At 65.3% G+C, this 14,718-nt stretch carries 13 protein-coding genes; 8 read left to right on the top strand and 5 right to left on the bottom strand.

Annotated elements, in window-relative coordinates; genetic code table 11:
* Window positions 1-120 precede the first annotated feature (120 nt).
* Entirely contained in the window at window positions 121-1,947 is a 1,827-nt protein-coding gene (typA, locus tag ASD22_RS06660) for a translational GTPase TypA (RefSeq protein ID WP_056080515.1), read from the bottom strand.
* Window positions 1,948-2,455: 508 nt separating this feature from the next.
* Between typA and ASD22_RS06655 the strand changes: the two genes are divergently transcribed.
* The 6 genes from ASD22_RS06655 (at window position 2,456) to ASD22_RS06630 (ending at window position 8,655) form a co-directional block, all read left to right on the top strand.
* Window positions 2,456-3,232 carry an iron-containing redox enzyme family protein gene (locus ASD22_RS06655; protein ID WP_056081076.1) on the top strand — a complete coding sequence of 259 codons (777 nt, stop codon included), beginning with the start codon at window positions 2,456-2,458 and terminating at the stop codon, window positions 3,230-3,232.
* Window positions 3,233-3,295: 63 nt separating this feature from the next.
* Window positions 3,296-6,052 (top strand): EAL domain-containing protein, encoded by a 2,757-nt coding sequence (locus tag ASD22_RS06650; protein WP_056080512.1) that lies wholly within the window; start codon window positions 3,296-3,298, stop codon window positions 6,050-6,052.
* A 66-nt stretch (window positions 6,053-6,118) separates the two neighbouring features.
* Window positions 6,119-7,105 carry a lipoyl synthase gene (lipA, locus tag ASD22_RS06645; RefSeq protein WP_056080511.1) on the top strand — a complete coding sequence of 329 codons (987 nt, stop codon included), beginning with the start codon at window positions 6,119-6,121 and terminating at the stop codon, window positions 7,103-7,105.
* Window positions 7,106-7,164: 59 nt separating this feature from the next.
* Window positions 7,165-7,365 carry a hypothetical protein gene (locus ASD22_RS06640; RefSeq protein ID WP_056080508.1) on the top strand — a complete coding sequence of 67 codons (201 nt, stop codon included), beginning with the start codon at window positions 7,165-7,167 and terminating at the stop codon, window positions 7,363-7,365.
* A 57-nt stretch (window positions 7,366-7,422) separates the two neighbouring features.
* Entirely contained in the window at window positions 7,423-7,764 is a 342-nt protein-coding gene (locus ASD22_RS06635; RefSeq protein ID WP_056080505.1) for a carboxymuconolactone decarboxylase family protein, read from the top strand.
* A gap of 75 nt (window positions 7,765-7,839) precedes the next feature.
* Complete coding sequence (locus ASD22_RS06630) at window positions 7,840-8,655, top strand: arylamine N-acetyltransferase (protein WP_156458954.1); 816 nt, start codon at window positions 7,840-7,842, stop codon at window positions 8,653-8,655.
* 205 nt (window positions 8,656-8,860) lie between these two features.
* Here the strand turns inward: ASD22_RS06630 and ASD22_RS06625 are convergent, their stop codons facing one another.
* The 4 genes from ASD22_RS06625 to ASD22_RS06610 form a co-directional block, all read right to left on the bottom strand.
* The gene (locus ASD22_RS06625) at window positions 8,861-9,088 is read right to left on the bottom strand and encodes an RNA-binding S4 domain-containing protein (RefSeq protein ID WP_056080498.1); all 228 of its coding nucleotides are present in this window, start codon (window positions 9,086-9,088) and stop codon (window positions 8,861-8,863) included.
* Window positions 9,089-9,136: 48 nt separating this feature from the next.
* Window positions 9,137-9,568, bottom strand: coding sequence for a barstar family protein (locus tag ASD22_RS06620; RefSeq protein WP_056080495.1), 432 nt, complete (start codon window positions 9,566-9,568; stop codon window positions 9,137-9,139).
* Window positions 9,565-9,987, bottom strand: coding sequence for a ribonuclease domain-containing protein (locus ASD22_RS06615; protein WP_056080492.1), 423 nt, complete (start codon window positions 9,985-9,987; stop codon window positions 9,565-9,567). Before ASD22_RS06615 ends, ASD22_RS06620 begins: the two co-directional genes overlap by 4 nt.
* A 181-nt stretch (window positions 9,988-10,168) precedes the next feature.
* Window positions 10,169-11,008: a DUF72 domain-containing protein gene (locus ASD22_RS06610; RefSeq protein ID WP_056080489.1), complete on the bottom strand. Its 840-nt coding sequence runs from the start codon at window positions 11,006-11,008 to the stop codon at window positions 10,169-10,171.
* 153 nt (window positions 11,009-11,161) lie between these two features.
* Between ASD22_RS06610 and ASD22_RS06605 the strand changes: the two genes are divergently transcribed.
* The gene (locus ASD22_RS06605; protein ID WP_056080486.1) at window positions 11,162-12,823 is read left to right on the top strand and encodes a serine hydrolase; all 1,662 of its coding nucleotides are present in this window, start codon (window positions 11,162-11,164) and stop codon (window positions 12,821-12,823) included.
* Between the two features lie 215 nt (window positions 12,824-13,038).
* On the top strand, window positions 13,039-14,685 hold the full coding sequence (locus tag ASD22_RS06600) for an alpha/beta hydrolase-fold protein (RefSeq protein ID WP_056080482.1): 1,647 nt from the start codon (window positions 13,039-13,041) through the stop codon (window positions 14,683-14,685).
* The last annotated feature ends 33 nt before the right edge of the window (window positions 14,686-14,718 follow it).

Genomic DNA, 14,718 nt, shown 5'->3' with positions numbered 1-14,718 from the left:
CGCGATGCTCTTCGTTCCATTGAGCAAAAGCATCGCGGCTGAAGCCGCTCCCACAGGAGCATCGCCAACGACAAAAGGCCGCCTTGCGGCGGCCTTTTGTCTTTACCCGGCTGCGACAGCTCAGCTGCGCGAGGCGCGCTTGCGGTCGTTCTCGGTGAGGTGCTTCTTGCGCAGGCGGATCTCTTTCGGGGTGATCTCGACCAGCTCGTCGTCGTCGATGAAGTCCAGCGCCTGTTCCAGCGAGAACTTGATCGCCGGGGTCAGCTGAATCGCATCGTCCTTGCCGGAGGCACGCATGTTGGTCAGCGGCTTGGGCTTGATCACGTTGACGGTGAGGTCGTTGTCCTTGGCGTGAATGCCGACCAGCTGGCCTTCGTACACGTTGTCGCCTTCGGCCGCGAACAGCTTGCCGCGGTCCTGCAGCGGCCCGAGCGAGTAGGCCGGGGTGGTGCCGCCGGCATTGGCGATCATCACGCCGTTGAGGCGCTTGGCGATCTGGCCGTCTTCCTTCGGACCGTAATGGTCGAACACGTGGAACAGCAGGCCCGAACCCTGGGTCAGGGTCTTGAACTGGTTCTGGAAGCCGATCAGGCCACGCGCCGGGATTTCGTAATCCAGCCGCACGCGGCCCTTGCCGTCGGATTCCATGTTCTTCAGCTGGCCCTTGCGCATGCCCAGCTTTTCCATCACGGCGCCCTGGTGGACTTCCTCCACGTCGACCACCAGCTGCTCGATCGGCTCCATCTTCTTGCCGTCGATCTCCTTGATGATCACTTCCGGGCGCGACACGGCCAGCTCGTAGCCTTCGCGGCGCATGTTTTCGATCAGCACCGACAGGTGCAGCTCGCCGCGGCCGGAGACCAGGAACTTGTCGGCGTCCGAACCCTGCTCGACCTTCAGCGCCACGTTGTGCACCTGCTCGCGGTCCAGGCGGTCCTTCAACTGGCGGCTGGTGAGGAACTTGCCGCCGCTGAGGTCCTTGTTGCCGGCGAACGGCGAGTTGTTGACCTGGAAGGTCATGCTGATGGTCGGCTCGTCCACGGTCAGCGCGGGCAGGGCCTCGGGGGCCTCCAGCGCGCACACGGTGTCGGAAATGGTCAGCTCGGAAATGCCCGAGATGGCCACGATGTCGCCGGCCTCGGCGGTTTCCTGCTCGATCCGCTCCAGGCCCAGGAAGCCCAGCACCTGCAGCACCTTGCCCTGGCGCTTCTTGCCATGGCGGTCGATCACGGCCACCGGCATGTTCTTCTTCAACGTGCCGCGCTGGATGCGGCCGATGCCGATCACGCCCACGAAATTGTTGTAGTCCAGCTGGCTGATGCGCATCTGGAACGGGCCGTCCGGGTCCACGTCCGGCTTGCTCACGTGCTGCATGATCGCTTCGTACAGCGGGGTCATGTCGCCTTCGCGGACGTCGTCATTGAGGCCGGCGTAGCCGTTCAGCGCCGAGGCGTAGACGATCGGGAAATCCATCTGCTCCGGCGTGGCGCCGAGGCGGTCGAACAAATCCCATACCTGCTCGACGACCCATTCCGGACGCGCGCCCGGGCGGTCGACCTTGTTGATCACCACGATCGGCTTGAAGCCCATCGCGAACGCCTTCTGCGTCACGAAGCGGGTCTGCGGCATCGGGCCGTCCATCGCGTCGACCAGGATCAGCACCGAGTCGACCATCGACAGCACGCGCTCCACCTCGCCGCCGAAGTCGGCGTGTCCCGGGGTGTCGACGATGTTGATGCGGTTGCCCTGCCAGGTGATGGCGGTGTTCTTGGCCAGGATCGTGATGCCACGCTCCTTTTCCTGGTCGTTCGAGTCCATTACGCGCTCGGCCAGCACGGTGCGCTCATTGAGCGTGCCGGACTGCTTGAGCAGGCAATCGACGAGGGTGGTCTTGCCGTGATCGACGTGGGCGACGATGGCGATATTGCGCAGGTTTTCGATAGACATGGGATCGACTCGGGCGGCGCACAGGCCGTCACGCAGGTTTTTGAAGGACGAATTAACCGATTATACGGAGTTGTGCGCCAACTTGCCCGTGATTTCGTTCAGGCGGGGAGCGGTGGCGGAACCCGGCCCGTTCAGGAGCCGCCGTCGGATGGCTGCGGGGCGCCATCACACCGTGGACGTTCGGTGCTTTCTCTTGCCGCGGGACTGCGCGAGTATCGAAGGTCAATGCAGGTGGCGACCGTTGGCGCGCAGCCCATGAGAGTGGGCGCGCGGAGCCAGGCGCGCAAGGGGTGAAACCGGACGGTGCAAACACACACGTAGCAGACGGCGGCAGGCACAGGCTGATCGGGATTGTCGACCCACCAACGCCGACCACAGGACGGCGACAAAACGAGAATTTGGCATCGCTCGCGATGTTGAAGCACGCCGGCAACGGGATCCCTGTCTCCTGCCGGCTCAACGAGGCTGCAGCCCTGCAGCATTCCACTTGCATCTCAAGGAGAACGACATGAATACGCACTTCGAACGTACCGGCCCGCTGACCGAGCTGCGCAGTTACCCGCAATGGGCCCAGGATATGGTGGCGGACTGCGAGAGCACCAAACAGAGCGTGCTTGACCACGAACTGTGGGCGATGATGCGCGACGCCACGCTGGACCAGGCTTCCACGACCAACTTCATGGTTGGCGTCTGGCCCTTCATCGAACGCTTTCCCAGCTACATGGCGCTCAACTTGCTCAAGACCCGCTATGGCCGCAGCGAGGGGGACAACCTGGCGAGGCGCTGGCTCGTGCGCAATATCCGCGTCGAACAGAACCACGGCGAGTACTGGCTCAACTGGGCCGAAGGCGAGGGGGTTCCGCGCGAGGAAGTGTTGAATGCCCGGCCACCCCACGGTACCCAGACGCTGGCCAACTGGTGCGAGGAAATAAGCGCGAGCGGCACGTTGGCGGCCGGCATGATCGCCACGAACTACGCCATCGAGGGTGTCACCGGGGAGTGGTCGCAACCCATCTACGAAAGCGCGATCTACGGCGAGAGCTTCCCCGAGAAAACCAGGATACGCAGCCTGCGCTGGTTGCAATTGCACGCCGCGTACGACGATGTGCACCCATGGGAGGCGCTGGAAATCGTCTGTACCCTGGTGGGTACATCGCCGACTGCCGCCGAGGTGAAACACCTGGGCGAATGCGTTCGTCGCAGTTACACCAGCATGCGCATCATTGGTGATCTTTGCCTCGCGGATCGCCGTAGTCCACGGAGGGTGGTGGAAGCTGTCGCCTGATCGGAGGCGTCCAGTATCATCGCGGTCATTCCACTGATGGGCTTGGCGTGAGATAACGTAGGCATGCACGAGCCCTCACCACGGTTGCAGAGACCCCTGTCACGACGTTTACTGCCGTTGGCTTATGCGCTGATGGTGCTTGTCGGCGTGATTCTTCTGCTGACGTGGTTCGCGTTGCAGATTCAGGTCACTCTCGCTGGTTTTCTGAACAGCGAGAGTGTCTGGTCCAAGGCCCAGAAGCAGGCGGTCATCTCCCTTGACGCCTACGCGATCAGTGGCAACAGCGCGGACATGGCCACGTTCCGGCGCAACTACACCATCCTCGATTCCGATCGCCAGGCGCGGGACGAAATAGCCTCGGGCTCGTTCGACCGTGCCGTGGTCTCGCAGGCTTTCGTACGCGGCAATGTCATGCCCTCCGCCAAGTCGGGCATGATTTTCATGCTTCAGCATTTTCACCGTGCGCCTCACATGTACGAGGCTTTGCGCGAATGGCGGGCCACCGATACAGCGATTGCCGAGCTCGGCGCGATCGCCCGCGAGATCCAGCAGTATCGGCTTGAAGGTGGTTCGGATCCGAACGAGATCCGCCGCCAGATCCAGCGCATCAACGCGCTGAACGACGTGATCGAGCCCCGTGCGAACCAGTTTTCGGTAGAGATAGCAGAGGGTGCTGTCTGGCTTGGGCGCGTTCTGTTCAGCGGCGTACTGGCGGCGGCGACCATCGCCGTGCTGTTGTGGATACTCATGGCCCGGCGCACGCTGGCCAGCATTCGTGGTACCGAGGAGCGTTACCGGTTGCTGTTCGACAGCGCTTCGGACGCGATCGTGATGGTGGATGAAGCCAGCGGGCGCATCCTGGACGCCAACCGGGCTGCATCGGAATGGACCGGGCGGCGTGCCGGGGAGTTGATCGGCGACCGCTTCGTGCACCTGTTCACCCAGACGGTGTCCCAACTGGAAGGCCGCGCCGCCATCAATGGCTTGCTGGGCGCCGATGGCACCAAGCTCCCGGTGGAAACGCAGTGCAGCCTGGTCAATTGGGGCGACCGGCGTGTGCGCCAGGCGATCATCCGCGACATTTCCGAGCGGGTGGCGATGGAGCGGGAGCGGCGCATCGCCGCCGAGGCGCTGGCCAGCATCGCCGAGGGCGTGATCATTGCCGACCCGCAGCGCCGGATCATTTCCGTCAACGACGCGCACGAGCAGCTCACCGGTTTCGATGCCGATGCCGTGCGCGACAAGCGCCTCGACGCCACGCGCCGCCTGCCCGACGGCCACAGCCTGCCGCAGTCGATATGGGATGACATCGCCGCCGGCCGGAACTGGCTGGGCGAGGTGCAGAGCGTCCGTCGCGACGGCACCAGCTACCCCGAGCAGCTCAGCATCAGCGCCATTCGCGATACCGAACACCAGGTGCTCTATTACGTGGCGGTGTTCACCAATATCTCCGCGACCAAGCAGCAGCAGCAGCGCCTGGAACACCTGGCCCGGCACGATCCGCTCACCGGCCTGGTCAACCGGGCGGAGTTCGAGCGGTATTGCACCGACGCCATTGCCATCGCCGAGCGCGAGCGGTTGGCCACCGTGGTGCTGTTCATCGATCTGGACGCGTTCAAGATCGTCAACGACAGCTACAGCCATGCGATTGGCGACCGGCTGCTGGTGAAAGTGGCCGAGCGCATCCGCCGCCAGTTGTCCGAGGGCGATGTGGCCGGGCGCATTGGCGGCGACGAATTCACTGTGCTGATCCATCACCTCAACCTGCGCGAGGACGCGCGCGTGATGGCCGAGCGGCTGCTGGCGGTGTTGTCCGAACCGCTGCTGGTGGACGACTACGAGATCGTGCTGAGCGCCAGCATCGGTATCGCCGGCTACCCGCTGGACGGGCTCGACGCGGCGACCCTGGTCGCCAACGCCGACGCGGCGATGTACGCCGCCAAGACCGAAGAACGCAACACGCTGCGCTTCTACACGCCGATGATGCACGCCAGCACCAGCCGCCGCCTGCTGCTGGCCACCGAGCTGCGCCAGGCGTTGGCTCGCGAGGAGTTCCGGCTGGTTTACCAGCCCAGCATCGAGATGCGCACGGGCCGCATCGTGGCGGTCGAGGCGCTGGTGCGCTGGCAACATCCCGACCGGGGCGAGGTGTTGCCCAGCGAGTTCATCCCCGTGGCCGAAAGCCTGGGCCTGATCCGCCGCATCGACGAATGGGTGATGCAGACCGCCTGCGCCCAGATCGAGGCGTGGGACCTGGCCGGCATGCCGCCGGTGCGCGTGGCGGTAAACGTATCGGCGCGCGGGTTTGGTCACGCGGCCTTCGTCGATGGCGTGAGCCGCGCGATGCAGCAGCGGCGGGTGCCGCCCGGGCGGCTGATGCTGGAGATCACCGAAAGCGCCATGTTGCGGATGGGCGACGACACCGAGCGCACCATGCGTGCGTTGCATGCGCTGGGGCTGGAAGTGGCGGTCGACGATTTCGGCACCGGCTATTCCTCCATGGCCTATCTGAAGTTGCCGGCGGTGGCGTATCTGAAGATCGACCGCTCGTTCGTGTCCGGCCTGCCGGAAAGTACCGACGACGTGGCGATCATCGAAGCCATGCTGGCCATGTCGCGCAGCCTGGGGCTGAAGACCATCGCCGAGGGCATCGAGACCGAGGCGCAACACGAGTTCCTGATGCGCGCCGGCTGCAATGAGGGGCAGGGCTATCTGTATTCGTACGCGCTGACGGCCAGCGCCATCGAAAAGCTGATGTCGCCGCGCTCGTTTCACGTGCCGACCAAGCTGCGGCTGGTGCCGCCGAAGCGTGGCCTGTAGCCACCGACCGGGTGGCGCCTGATACATGTCATGGCGGGTCGCGCAAGTACGCGCGACACTCCGCCCATGTCCAGTGACCCGCAACCCACCCACGTCCCCGACGGCACCAAGTTCACCAGCCCGCAGGGCACCCGTGCGATCAAGGGCGGCATCCGCCCCAACGCAGGCAGTGCCACGCCCGACATCGGGCACAAACCGCCGTGGCTGCGCATAAAACTGCCCAGCGGCGCCCGCTACGAGGAAGTGCATGAGATCGTGCGCAGCCACAACCTGCACACCGTCTGCGCCGAGTCGAAATGCCCCAACATCGCCGAATGCTGGGGCCGCGGCACCGCTACGCTGATGCTGATGGGCTCGGTGTGCACGCGGGCCTGCCGCTTCTGCTCGGTCAGCACCGGCAACCCCAACGGCTGGCTCGATCCGCTGGAGCCGATGCAGGTGGCCGACGCGGTGGCCTTGATGGGGCTCAACTACGTGGTGCTGACCTCGGTGGATCGCGATGACCTGCCCGATGGCGGCGCCGCCCATTACGCCGCCTGCGTGCGGGCCATCCACCAGCGCTCGCCGCAAACCGCGGTGGAGGCGCTGACCCCCGATTTCGCCGGCCGACATGCCGACGTGGCGACGGTGCTTGATGCGGGGCTGGCCACGTATGCGCAGAACCTGGAGACGGTGGAACGCCTGACTCACCCTGTGCGCGACCCCCGCGCCGGTTACGCGCAGACGCTGGACGTGCTGGCGTTTGCCAAGCGCCACGCACCGAAGACGCTGACCAAGACCAGCCTGATGCTGGGGTTGGGCGAGACCGACGAGGAGATCGACCGCAGCCTGGACGACATCCGTGCCGCCAACGTCGATGTGGTCACCCTCGGCCAGTACATGCGGCCCAGCCCGCATCACCTGGCGGTGCAACGTTTCGTGACGCCGGAGGAGTTTCGCCAGTACCGCGAATTGGCCCTGGCCAAGGGTTTTCTGGAAGCCGTGGCCGGGCCGCTGGTTCGTTCAAGCTATCGCGCCGAGCGCGTGCTGGAGCACAACAACCTGGGGTTGTGAGCGCCATGCACGGTGGGCCCGGTGGCAGTTTCGTCGTTCGTTCACCAGGAGGTATTGCCATGTCCGTGTTTCGCCATCCATTGCATCGCCATGCCGTTGTGCCGGAGCGCGGCGGTATCAGCGGGCCCGGCCTTTCCGCATCTTCCGCGCTGGAACTGAGGCTGCAGCGCGAGCAGCGCATTGACGAGGAGCTGGCGCAGAGCTTTCCCGCCAGCGACCCGCCGAGCTGGGTGCAAGGCGTCTCGCCACGGCCTTCCTGATCCCCGTTCGATACCCCTGCGATCGAACCGGAAGCCGATTCCCCACGGAGCACAACCATGGACACACCCCTCTATCCCCAGGCCAGCGCCGAGCTGGCGCGCAAACGCCGCGAGCTGGCACCCGAGCCGCTGAAGGCGTTCAAGGCGTTCAGTGCCGCCGTGTTTGCCGAGGGCGCCGTGCCGGCCGTCACCAAGCAGCTGATTGCCGTGGCGGTGGCGCATGTCACCCAATGCCCGTATTGCATCAAGGGCCACACCGCCGAAGCGTTGAAGCAAGGCGCCAGCGAACAGCAGATCATGGAGGCGATCTGGGTGGCAGCGGAGATGCGCGCCGGCGGCGCCTACGCGCATTCGGCGCTGGCGCTGGACACCATGCAGCACGCGCACAACCACGATTGATCGGCGTCGCCTGCCATGGGGCGACGTGGCCCCGACGGTGATACCGTCATGTGCCCCATAACTACGGCCACCCGCGTGCTCCCGCCCATCGACTTGGACGCCTACCTGCGGCGCATCGACTATCGCGCCACCGTGGCGCCCGACCTGCCGACCCTGCGCGGGCTGGTAGCGGCCCATGCGGCCACCATTCCCTTCGAAAACCTCACTCCCTGGCTTGGCCTGCCGGTCGACCTGGAGCTCTCCGCGATCGAGCGCAAAGTGCTCCACGATGGCCGCGGCGGTTACTGCTTCGAACAGAACCTGTTGCTGCAAGCCGCGTTGCGGGCCATCGGTTTCGAGGTCTCCGCGTTGATCGCGCGGGTGCTCTGGCGGCAAACCGACGACACCATGACGGCGCAGACACACATGTTGCTGCGCGTCGATCTGGATGGTGATACCCGATTGGTCGACGTGGGCTTCGGCAGCCAGACCCTCACCGGCGCCCTGCGCCTGCAGGCAGATATCGAACAACCGACACCGCTCGAACCTTTCCGCCTGGTGCGGATGGACAGCGACTGGTGCATGCAATCGCGGGTGCACGGTGTCTGGCGCCCGCTGTACCGCTTCGACCTGCACACGCCGCATCCGATCGACCTGGTGGTCGCCAACCACTACGTCTCGACCTATCCCGGCTCCCGCTTCACCACCCATCTGGTGGCCGCCCGCATCGAAGGCGACCGCCGCCTGACCCTGCTCGACCGCGAGTTCACCGTGCGCCGGCTGGGCAATGAGCCCGAGCATCATTCGTTGCGTGATGGCGGGGAGGTGCGGCGGGTGTTGGAGGAACGGTTCGGGCTGCGTTTGCCAGAGCATGCCGACCTGGGTCGGCGGCTGGACGAACTGCCGGGTTGAGCGCCCCCTTCAGCCCTCCGGGCAGCTTCCCCCGCAGGCGGGGGAAGCAAGGCGTGAGCCTCGTCGTTTCCTTCCCCCGCTTGCGGGGGAAGGTGCCGAAGGCGGATGGGGGCGCTCTTGCTTCTGCTTTTCGCCGTCGGGAAAAGCCCCCCTTCAGCCCTCCTGGCAACTTCTCCCGCAAGCGGGAGAAGCAAGGCGGTTGCTCTCAGCCTTCGGGGTCGGCCAATACCCGGATTTCCACATCGCCAAGCGTGACCGTTTGGCCAGCTACGATCTTGCAGGTCTTGCGCAATTCGGTGGCGCCGTCGACCTTGACATCGCCCTCGGCCACCAGCCGCTTGCCGGCGCCGCCGCTGTCGCACAGGCCGACCAGCTTCAGCAGCATGTTCAACTCGACGTAGCTACCTTCCAGTTCGAAATCGATCGTTTGCATGGGTATCCAGGGTGATGGGTGCGTTGGCAAAGGCGTAGCGTGACACGATCAGCCGCCGTCGAATGCCTCGTCGGGCAGGGCCAGAAACGCGAACCAGGGTTTGTCGTGGTCGGCACCGAAGGTGGCCGCGTCGTCCAGCACGCCGAGCAGGGTGGTGAAATCTTCCGGTGCGGCCTTGCGCAGGTCGTCGCCGCGTTCGAACAGCAGCGCGTAGCCCCACGCGGGCAACCAGCTCATGTCGCGCAGGCAGTCCGCCAGGGCATCCCAGTTGTGGCCGAAGCTGGCGGGCAACGTCAGTGAAACGGCCAGGCGCTGCAGCAATTCGTGTTTGTCCGCGCAGCCGCCAAGGTCCGTGCGGCACACCTGCAACTCGTCGCGCCGCGCGGCCTTCGCCAGCCGATCGAGGTCGTCGGTGCCCACGAAATACACCCCGCTTTGCGCGGGCTGGGTCAGGTTGAGGTCGAAACGGTGCGCGCTCATGGTTGTAGCGTGAAGCGGCGGAAGCTGCGGTAATGGTCGTCGGTGTAGTAATAGACCCGCGGTGGTGTGTCGCCGGTGATGATGCGCCGCGCGCCGCGGTTGCGCGCGCCGGGCGTTTCCACGGTGTACTCGTGGTAATAGCCGCGCGGTTGTTGTGGCAGGTGGCGCTCGTAATTGCCGAATACGTTGCCATCCTGGCTATGGGCGAATGGCCCGCCGCTGGCGATGCGGCGCAAGGTATCGCGGGCCTCGGGCGGCAGGAACGCTGGCAGTGTCGACGAATCGCCCGCGTGATCGATCTGGCTGGCGACTTCCGGTGCGGTAGGGGTCACCCCCGGCGAGGTCGACGGTGGCTGTCGCCACATGACCAGCGCAACCACCAGCGCGGCAAGCAGGATCAGCGGATGGAATCGGCGCATGGCAGGTTGGCGGCAGGTCGGCTTGGGTCAGTCGTGATGATACGGAAACGCAACGGGCGAGTGCCGGTTGGCCGTTCGCATCGTAGCCGCATCGCGGCGAAACACCCTTCGACTTCGCCGCTGCGCGGCTACCCTCAGGGCGAACGGTGAGGGGGCGGCGCGCTGCCTTTCCCGATTCCCGTCAGGCCAGCCGATCAACTCGCTCCTGCAACGCCATCGCGGCGGCCGGGTTGCGCAGTTTTGCGCTGCTGATGAAAAAAACGAACACCTCGCGCGGTGGCCCGGGCGGTTGGGTGGGGCCGACGTGGGGTAGGGCAGCGATGTCGCGGCCCGCGGCCCATGCCTGGGCATGCGCCGCCCATTGATCCAGCGCCCTGTCTTCGTAGCCGGTGGCGATCTCTTCGATGCTGCGCATCAGCCGGGCATAGACGAAGTCGCCGGTGAGGTCGGCCAGCGATGGGAATTTCGGCGAGTCGGTGAACACGGTGGGGATCGCGTGCTTGCGCGCCAATTCCACATAAGCCGGGCACAGGAAGCCGGGGTTGCGCACCTCCAGCACGTGGCGCAGTGGTCGCCCGTTCAATACGCGAGGCAGCGCCTGCAGGAAGGCGTCCAGGTCGTCGGCATCGAATTTTCGCGACGGCGGCAGCTGCCACAGGATCGGGCCCAGCCGATCCCCCATTTCCTCGATGCCGCCGTAGATGAAGCTGTCCACGCCCTTGCCGCTGTGCGCCAGCGGCCGGCTTTCGGTGATGTAGCGCGGCGCTTTCAGCGAGAACACGAAACCCGGCGGCGTGGCCTCGGCCCACTTGGCGTAGGTGGCCGGTTTTTGCGCACTGTAGTAAGTGCCGTTGACCTCGATGGCGCGCAGGTGGCGGCTGGCGTAATCCAGCTCCAGCCGCCGCAGCAGGTCGGCGGGATAGAAATTGTCGCGCCAGGGCGCATACACCCAGCCGCCCACACCGACGCGGATGGGCCCGTGCAGCGCGCTGCTGGCGGCGGTGTGGTCAGGGTGTTCCATCGGAAACAGGCCTGGCGGAGTTGGTAACGCAGCATGCCGCGACGTGCATGCAACTGTCGTGAACGGCCGCCAGCGGCCGCGTGACTTCCGGCGCTGGCCTGCCGCCCGGTTTGCCGCGATAGTGGTGCGACTGCCCCTGTCATGGAGTTATCGATGCTGCAGCGACCTCTTGTCTTGCGCCTCTCGGTGGCGTGCGCGTTGTGCGTCGCCACGTTGGGTGCCGCGGCGCAGGCGCCGACCTCCTCGATACCGCAGCTGCCCATCTCCACCAACGACCAGGTACGCCCGCTGCTGCCCGCGCAGTTGCAGGATTTCGATGCGTATGTGGAAAGCGCGCGCAAGGCGTTCGACGTGCCCGGCATCGCCGTGGCGATCGTCAAGGACGGCAACGTGGTGCTGGCGCGGGGCTTCGGCCAGCGCGAGCTGGGTAAACCCGACGCCGTCGATGCGCACACCTTGTTCGCGATCGCCTCCAATACCAAGGCGTTCACCGCCGCCTCGCTGCAGCAGCTGGCCGAGGCGGGCAAGCTGAACATGGACGACCGGGTGATCGACCATCTGCCGTGGTTCCGCATGTCCGACCCGTACATTACCCACGAGATGCGTATCCGCGATTTGCTGGCGCATCGCAGCGGTCTGTCGCTGGGCGCGGGTGATCTGCTGTATTGGCCGCCCACCTCATACACCACCAAGGAGGTGGTGCAGCGGTTGGCGCATGTGCCGATCGCCAATGGTTTCCGCAGTGGCTATGCCTACGACAACATCCTGTTCGCGGTGGCCACGCTGGTGATCGAGGAAGCGTCCGGGCAGAGCTATGCCGACTATGTGCGCGACCACATCTTCAAGCCGGTGGGCATGGACGAGTCGCTGATCGACAAGACCTACATCAAACCCGGGATGGATGTGGCCACGGGGCACGCCAAGGCCGATTTCAAGGATCTGCAGCCGGTGCCGCCGATGGCCTGGCTCAACGATCCGGGCGCCGGCGGCATCTATGCCAGCGTGCACGACATGGCCAAGTGGATGAACGTGCAACTGGCCGGCGGCGTCCTGCCCACCAAGGGTACGGACGGCAAGTCGCAACGGCTGTTTTCCGAGAAGAGCCAGCAGCAGATGTGGAGCATGCTGACGCCCATCACTATCCGCAAACCGTCGATTCCCGAGCTGGCGCCGCTGACGCCGAAGTTCTCCGGCTACGGCGAGTCGTGGTTCCTGTCCGACTACCGCGGACAACGGCTGGTGTGGCACACCGGCGGCTGGCCCGGCATGGTGTCGCGGGTGACCCTGGTGCCCGACCAGCACCTGGGCGTAGTGGTGTTGACCAATGCCGAATCGGGCGCGGCCTTCAACGCGGTAACCTACCGCGTGCTGGATGCCTACCTGAACCGCGATCATAAGACGGACTGGGTGGCCGTCTATACCAAGGCGGTGAAGAAATCTCAGGCCCATGCCGACGACAGCTTCGCCAAACACGAGGCCGCCCGCGACAAGCACAGCAAGCCCTCGCTGCCGCTGGCGAAATACGCCGGCACCTACCGCGACCCCTGGTACGGCGACATCATCGTCAGCCAGGAGAACGGCAAGCTGCGCATGCGCTTCAGCAAGACCGCGCAACTGGTCGGCACCATGACGCCGTGGCAGCACGACACCTTCGTGGTGCGCTGGGACGACCGCACGCTGAATGCCGATGCGTTCGTCAGCTACGCGCTGGACCCGGACGGGGCCGTGCGCGAGGTGCGGATGGAGCCAATCTCGCCGCTAACCGATTTCAGTTTCGATTTCCAGGATTTGCGATTGAAGCCGGCGAACCACTGATAACTGATCCACCACCGCGCTGTTCGCGGCGCTCAGGCTAGGAGCGTGGGCGGTAGAAATCTTCCGGGCTGCAAAAGCGGTTGCGTGGTCCATATTTCCGCCGCTTCTTGGCCCATGGAACCACCACGGGCCGGCAAATCGGCAAAAATCTGTCCTCACGCAACCACTTTTTCGCCTCGAAAGTTTCTACCGCCCACACTCCAAGGGGAAGGGACATGAAGTATCGGCATCATGCGGTGGCGGTCCTGCTGTCGTTCGGGTTGCTGGTTGGCGCTGCCCAGGCGCGCGGCGACCACGCACTGGATCATCACTACATCCGGGTCGAACTCGGAACCAACGGCGCGCAACCGACCTCGGGCCGGCTGCTGCTGTTCGCGACAGACGCGAAAGTGGCCGAAGCGGCCGCCAAGGCAGAATCGAAGGGCAAGAGCAGCGTGGTCGAATCGGTGGATGCCGATCCGTTCAGCGGCACGGTCACCAGCGTGGCGGCACGCGAGGTGGAGCACTGGGTGCCGGGGAAGACGATCGACGTCGACCCCGAACACATGGCGTATCCCGCCGGCTGGTCGCAGCTGCCCCCGGGCGATTACCTGGTGCAGGCCGTGCTGGACGTGAACCACGACTACAACTACCTGGGGCGTGGCGCCGGCGACCTGGTCAGCGAGGTGGTCAAGCTGCATCTGCCCGCCGCCGGTGTGCCGAAACTGAAGCTGGCGAAGGCCTTGCCGGCAGACGATGACCCATGGACCGTGCCGCTGTCGGCGTCGCCGGCGATGCGCGAAAACGTGGCCGCGGCACGCCCGCACGCGCACTTGGTCGATTTCACCAGCCCGCTGCTGAGCGCGTTCTGGGGCCGGCCGATCCACATGCGCGGCTGGGTACTGACGCCGCCCGGCTACGACGCCAATGCCGCCACCCGCTACCCCACGGTCTATTACACCCAGGGTTTCGGCGGCAACAACGATCGCGTGATCCGCCCCATCGTCACCGTCTACACGGCGATGGCGAAGCAGCAGATGCCGCCGATGATCTGGGTGTTCCTGGATGAGTCCAGCCCCACCGGCACCCACGAGTTTGCCGACTCGGTCAACAACGGCCCGTGGGGACAGGCGCTGACCACCGAGCTGATCCCGCATCTCGAAGCGCATTACCGCATGGACGGTGACGTCAACGGTCGCTTCCTCAACGGCCACTCCTCCGGTGGCTGGGCCACGTTGTGGCTGCAGACGCGCTATCCGAAGGTCTTCGGCGGCACCTGGTCGACCTCGCCCGACCCCAGCGACTTCCACGACTTCACCGGCGTCGACCTGTACGCGCCGCATGCCAATGTCTATCGCCGCGCCGACGGCTCGGCCTACCCGCTGGTGCGCAACCACGACAAGGTGCTGGGTACGTTCGAGCAGTTCGCGAAGCTTGAACGCGTGCTGGGCAGCTACGGCGGCCAGCTGGCCTCGTTCGAGTGGGTGTTCTCGCCGCGCGGCAAGGATGGCCGGCCTGTGCCGATGTTCGATCGCGACACCGGCGACGTTGATCCGGCGGTGGTGTCATACTGGCGCGACCACTACGACATTGCGTACCGCCTGCAGCAGCAGTGGCCCGAGCTGAAACCCGACCTGGACGGCAAGATTCATCTCTACGTGGGCACCGCCGACACGTTCTACCTCGACGGCTCCGCGCACAAGCTGAAGGCTGTGCTCGATGGTCTGGGTGCGAAGTCCGAGTTCCGTTTCCTGCCCGACCGCACCCACGGCAATGTGTACTGGATCGGCGACGACCACCACGGCCTGCTCAAGCAGATCAGCTGGGCGATGTATGCCGTCGCGCGACCGGATTCAAGGCTGAAGCCTGTCGCCACGCCCTGAATTTCCGGCCCGCCGGTTAGCCTGCCGCGGGTT

Origin of the sequence: Rhodanobacter sp. Root480 (assembly GCF_001426645.1) — a bacterium.
In the GTDB taxonomy this organism is placed as follows: domain Bacteria; phylum Pseudomonadota; class Gammaproteobacteria; order Xanthomonadales; family Rhodanobacteraceae; genus Rhodanobacter; species Rhodanobacter ginsenosidimutans.
Note: the sequence above shows the minus strand (reverse complement) of the source record. Positions and strands in the feature narration are given on the sequence as shown.

Excerpts from the sequence above, each read along its gene's own strand:
- typA (WP_056080515.1), bottom strand. The coding sequence starts at position 1,947 with ATGTCTATCGAAAACCTGCGCAATATCGCCATCGTCGCCCACGTCGAT.
- ASD22_RS06655 (WP_056081076.1), top strand. The coding sequence starts at position 2,456 with ATGAATACGCACTTCGAACGTACCGGCCCGCTGACCGAGCTGCGCAGT.
- ASD22_RS06650 (WP_056080512.1), top strand. The coding sequence starts at position 3,296 with ATGCACGAGCCCTCACCACGGTTGCAGAGACCCCTGTCACGACGTTTA.
- lipA (WP_056080511.1), top strand. The coding sequence starts at position 6,119 with ATGTCCAGTGACCCGCAACCCACCCACGTCCCCGACGGCACCAAGTTC.
- ASD22_RS06640 (WP_056080508.1), top strand. The coding sequence starts at position 7,165 with ATGTCCGTGTTTCGCCATCCATTGCATCGCCATGCCGTTGTGCCGGAG.
- ASD22_RS06635 (WP_056080505.1), top strand. The coding sequence starts at position 7,423 with ATGGACACACCCCTCTATCCCCAGGCCAGCGCCGAGCTGGCGCGCAAA.
- ASD22_RS06625 (WP_056080498.1), bottom strand. The coding sequence starts at position 9,088 with ATGCAAACGATCGATTTCGAACTGGAAGGTAGCTACGTCGAGTTGAAC.
- ASD22_RS06620 (WP_056080495.1), bottom strand. The coding sequence starts at position 9,568 with ATGAGCGCGCACCGTTTCGACCTCAACCTGACCCAGCCCGCGCAAAGC.
- ASD22_RS06615 (WP_056080492.1), bottom strand. The coding sequence starts at position 9,987 with ATGCGCCGATTCCATCCGCTGATCCTGCTTGCCGCGCTGGTGGTTGCG.
- ASD22_RS06610 (WP_056080489.1), bottom strand. The coding sequence starts at position 11,008 with ATGGAACACCCTGACCACACCGCCGCCAGCAGCGCGCTGCACGGGCCC.
- ASD22_RS06605 (WP_056080486.1), top strand. The coding sequence starts at position 11,162 with ATGCTGCAGCGACCTCTTGTCTTGCGCCTCTCGGTGGCGTGCGCGTTG.
- ASD22_RS06600 (WP_056080482.1), top strand. The coding sequence starts at position 13,039 with ATGAAGTATCGGCATCATGCGGTGGCGGTCCTGCTGTCGTTCGGGTTG.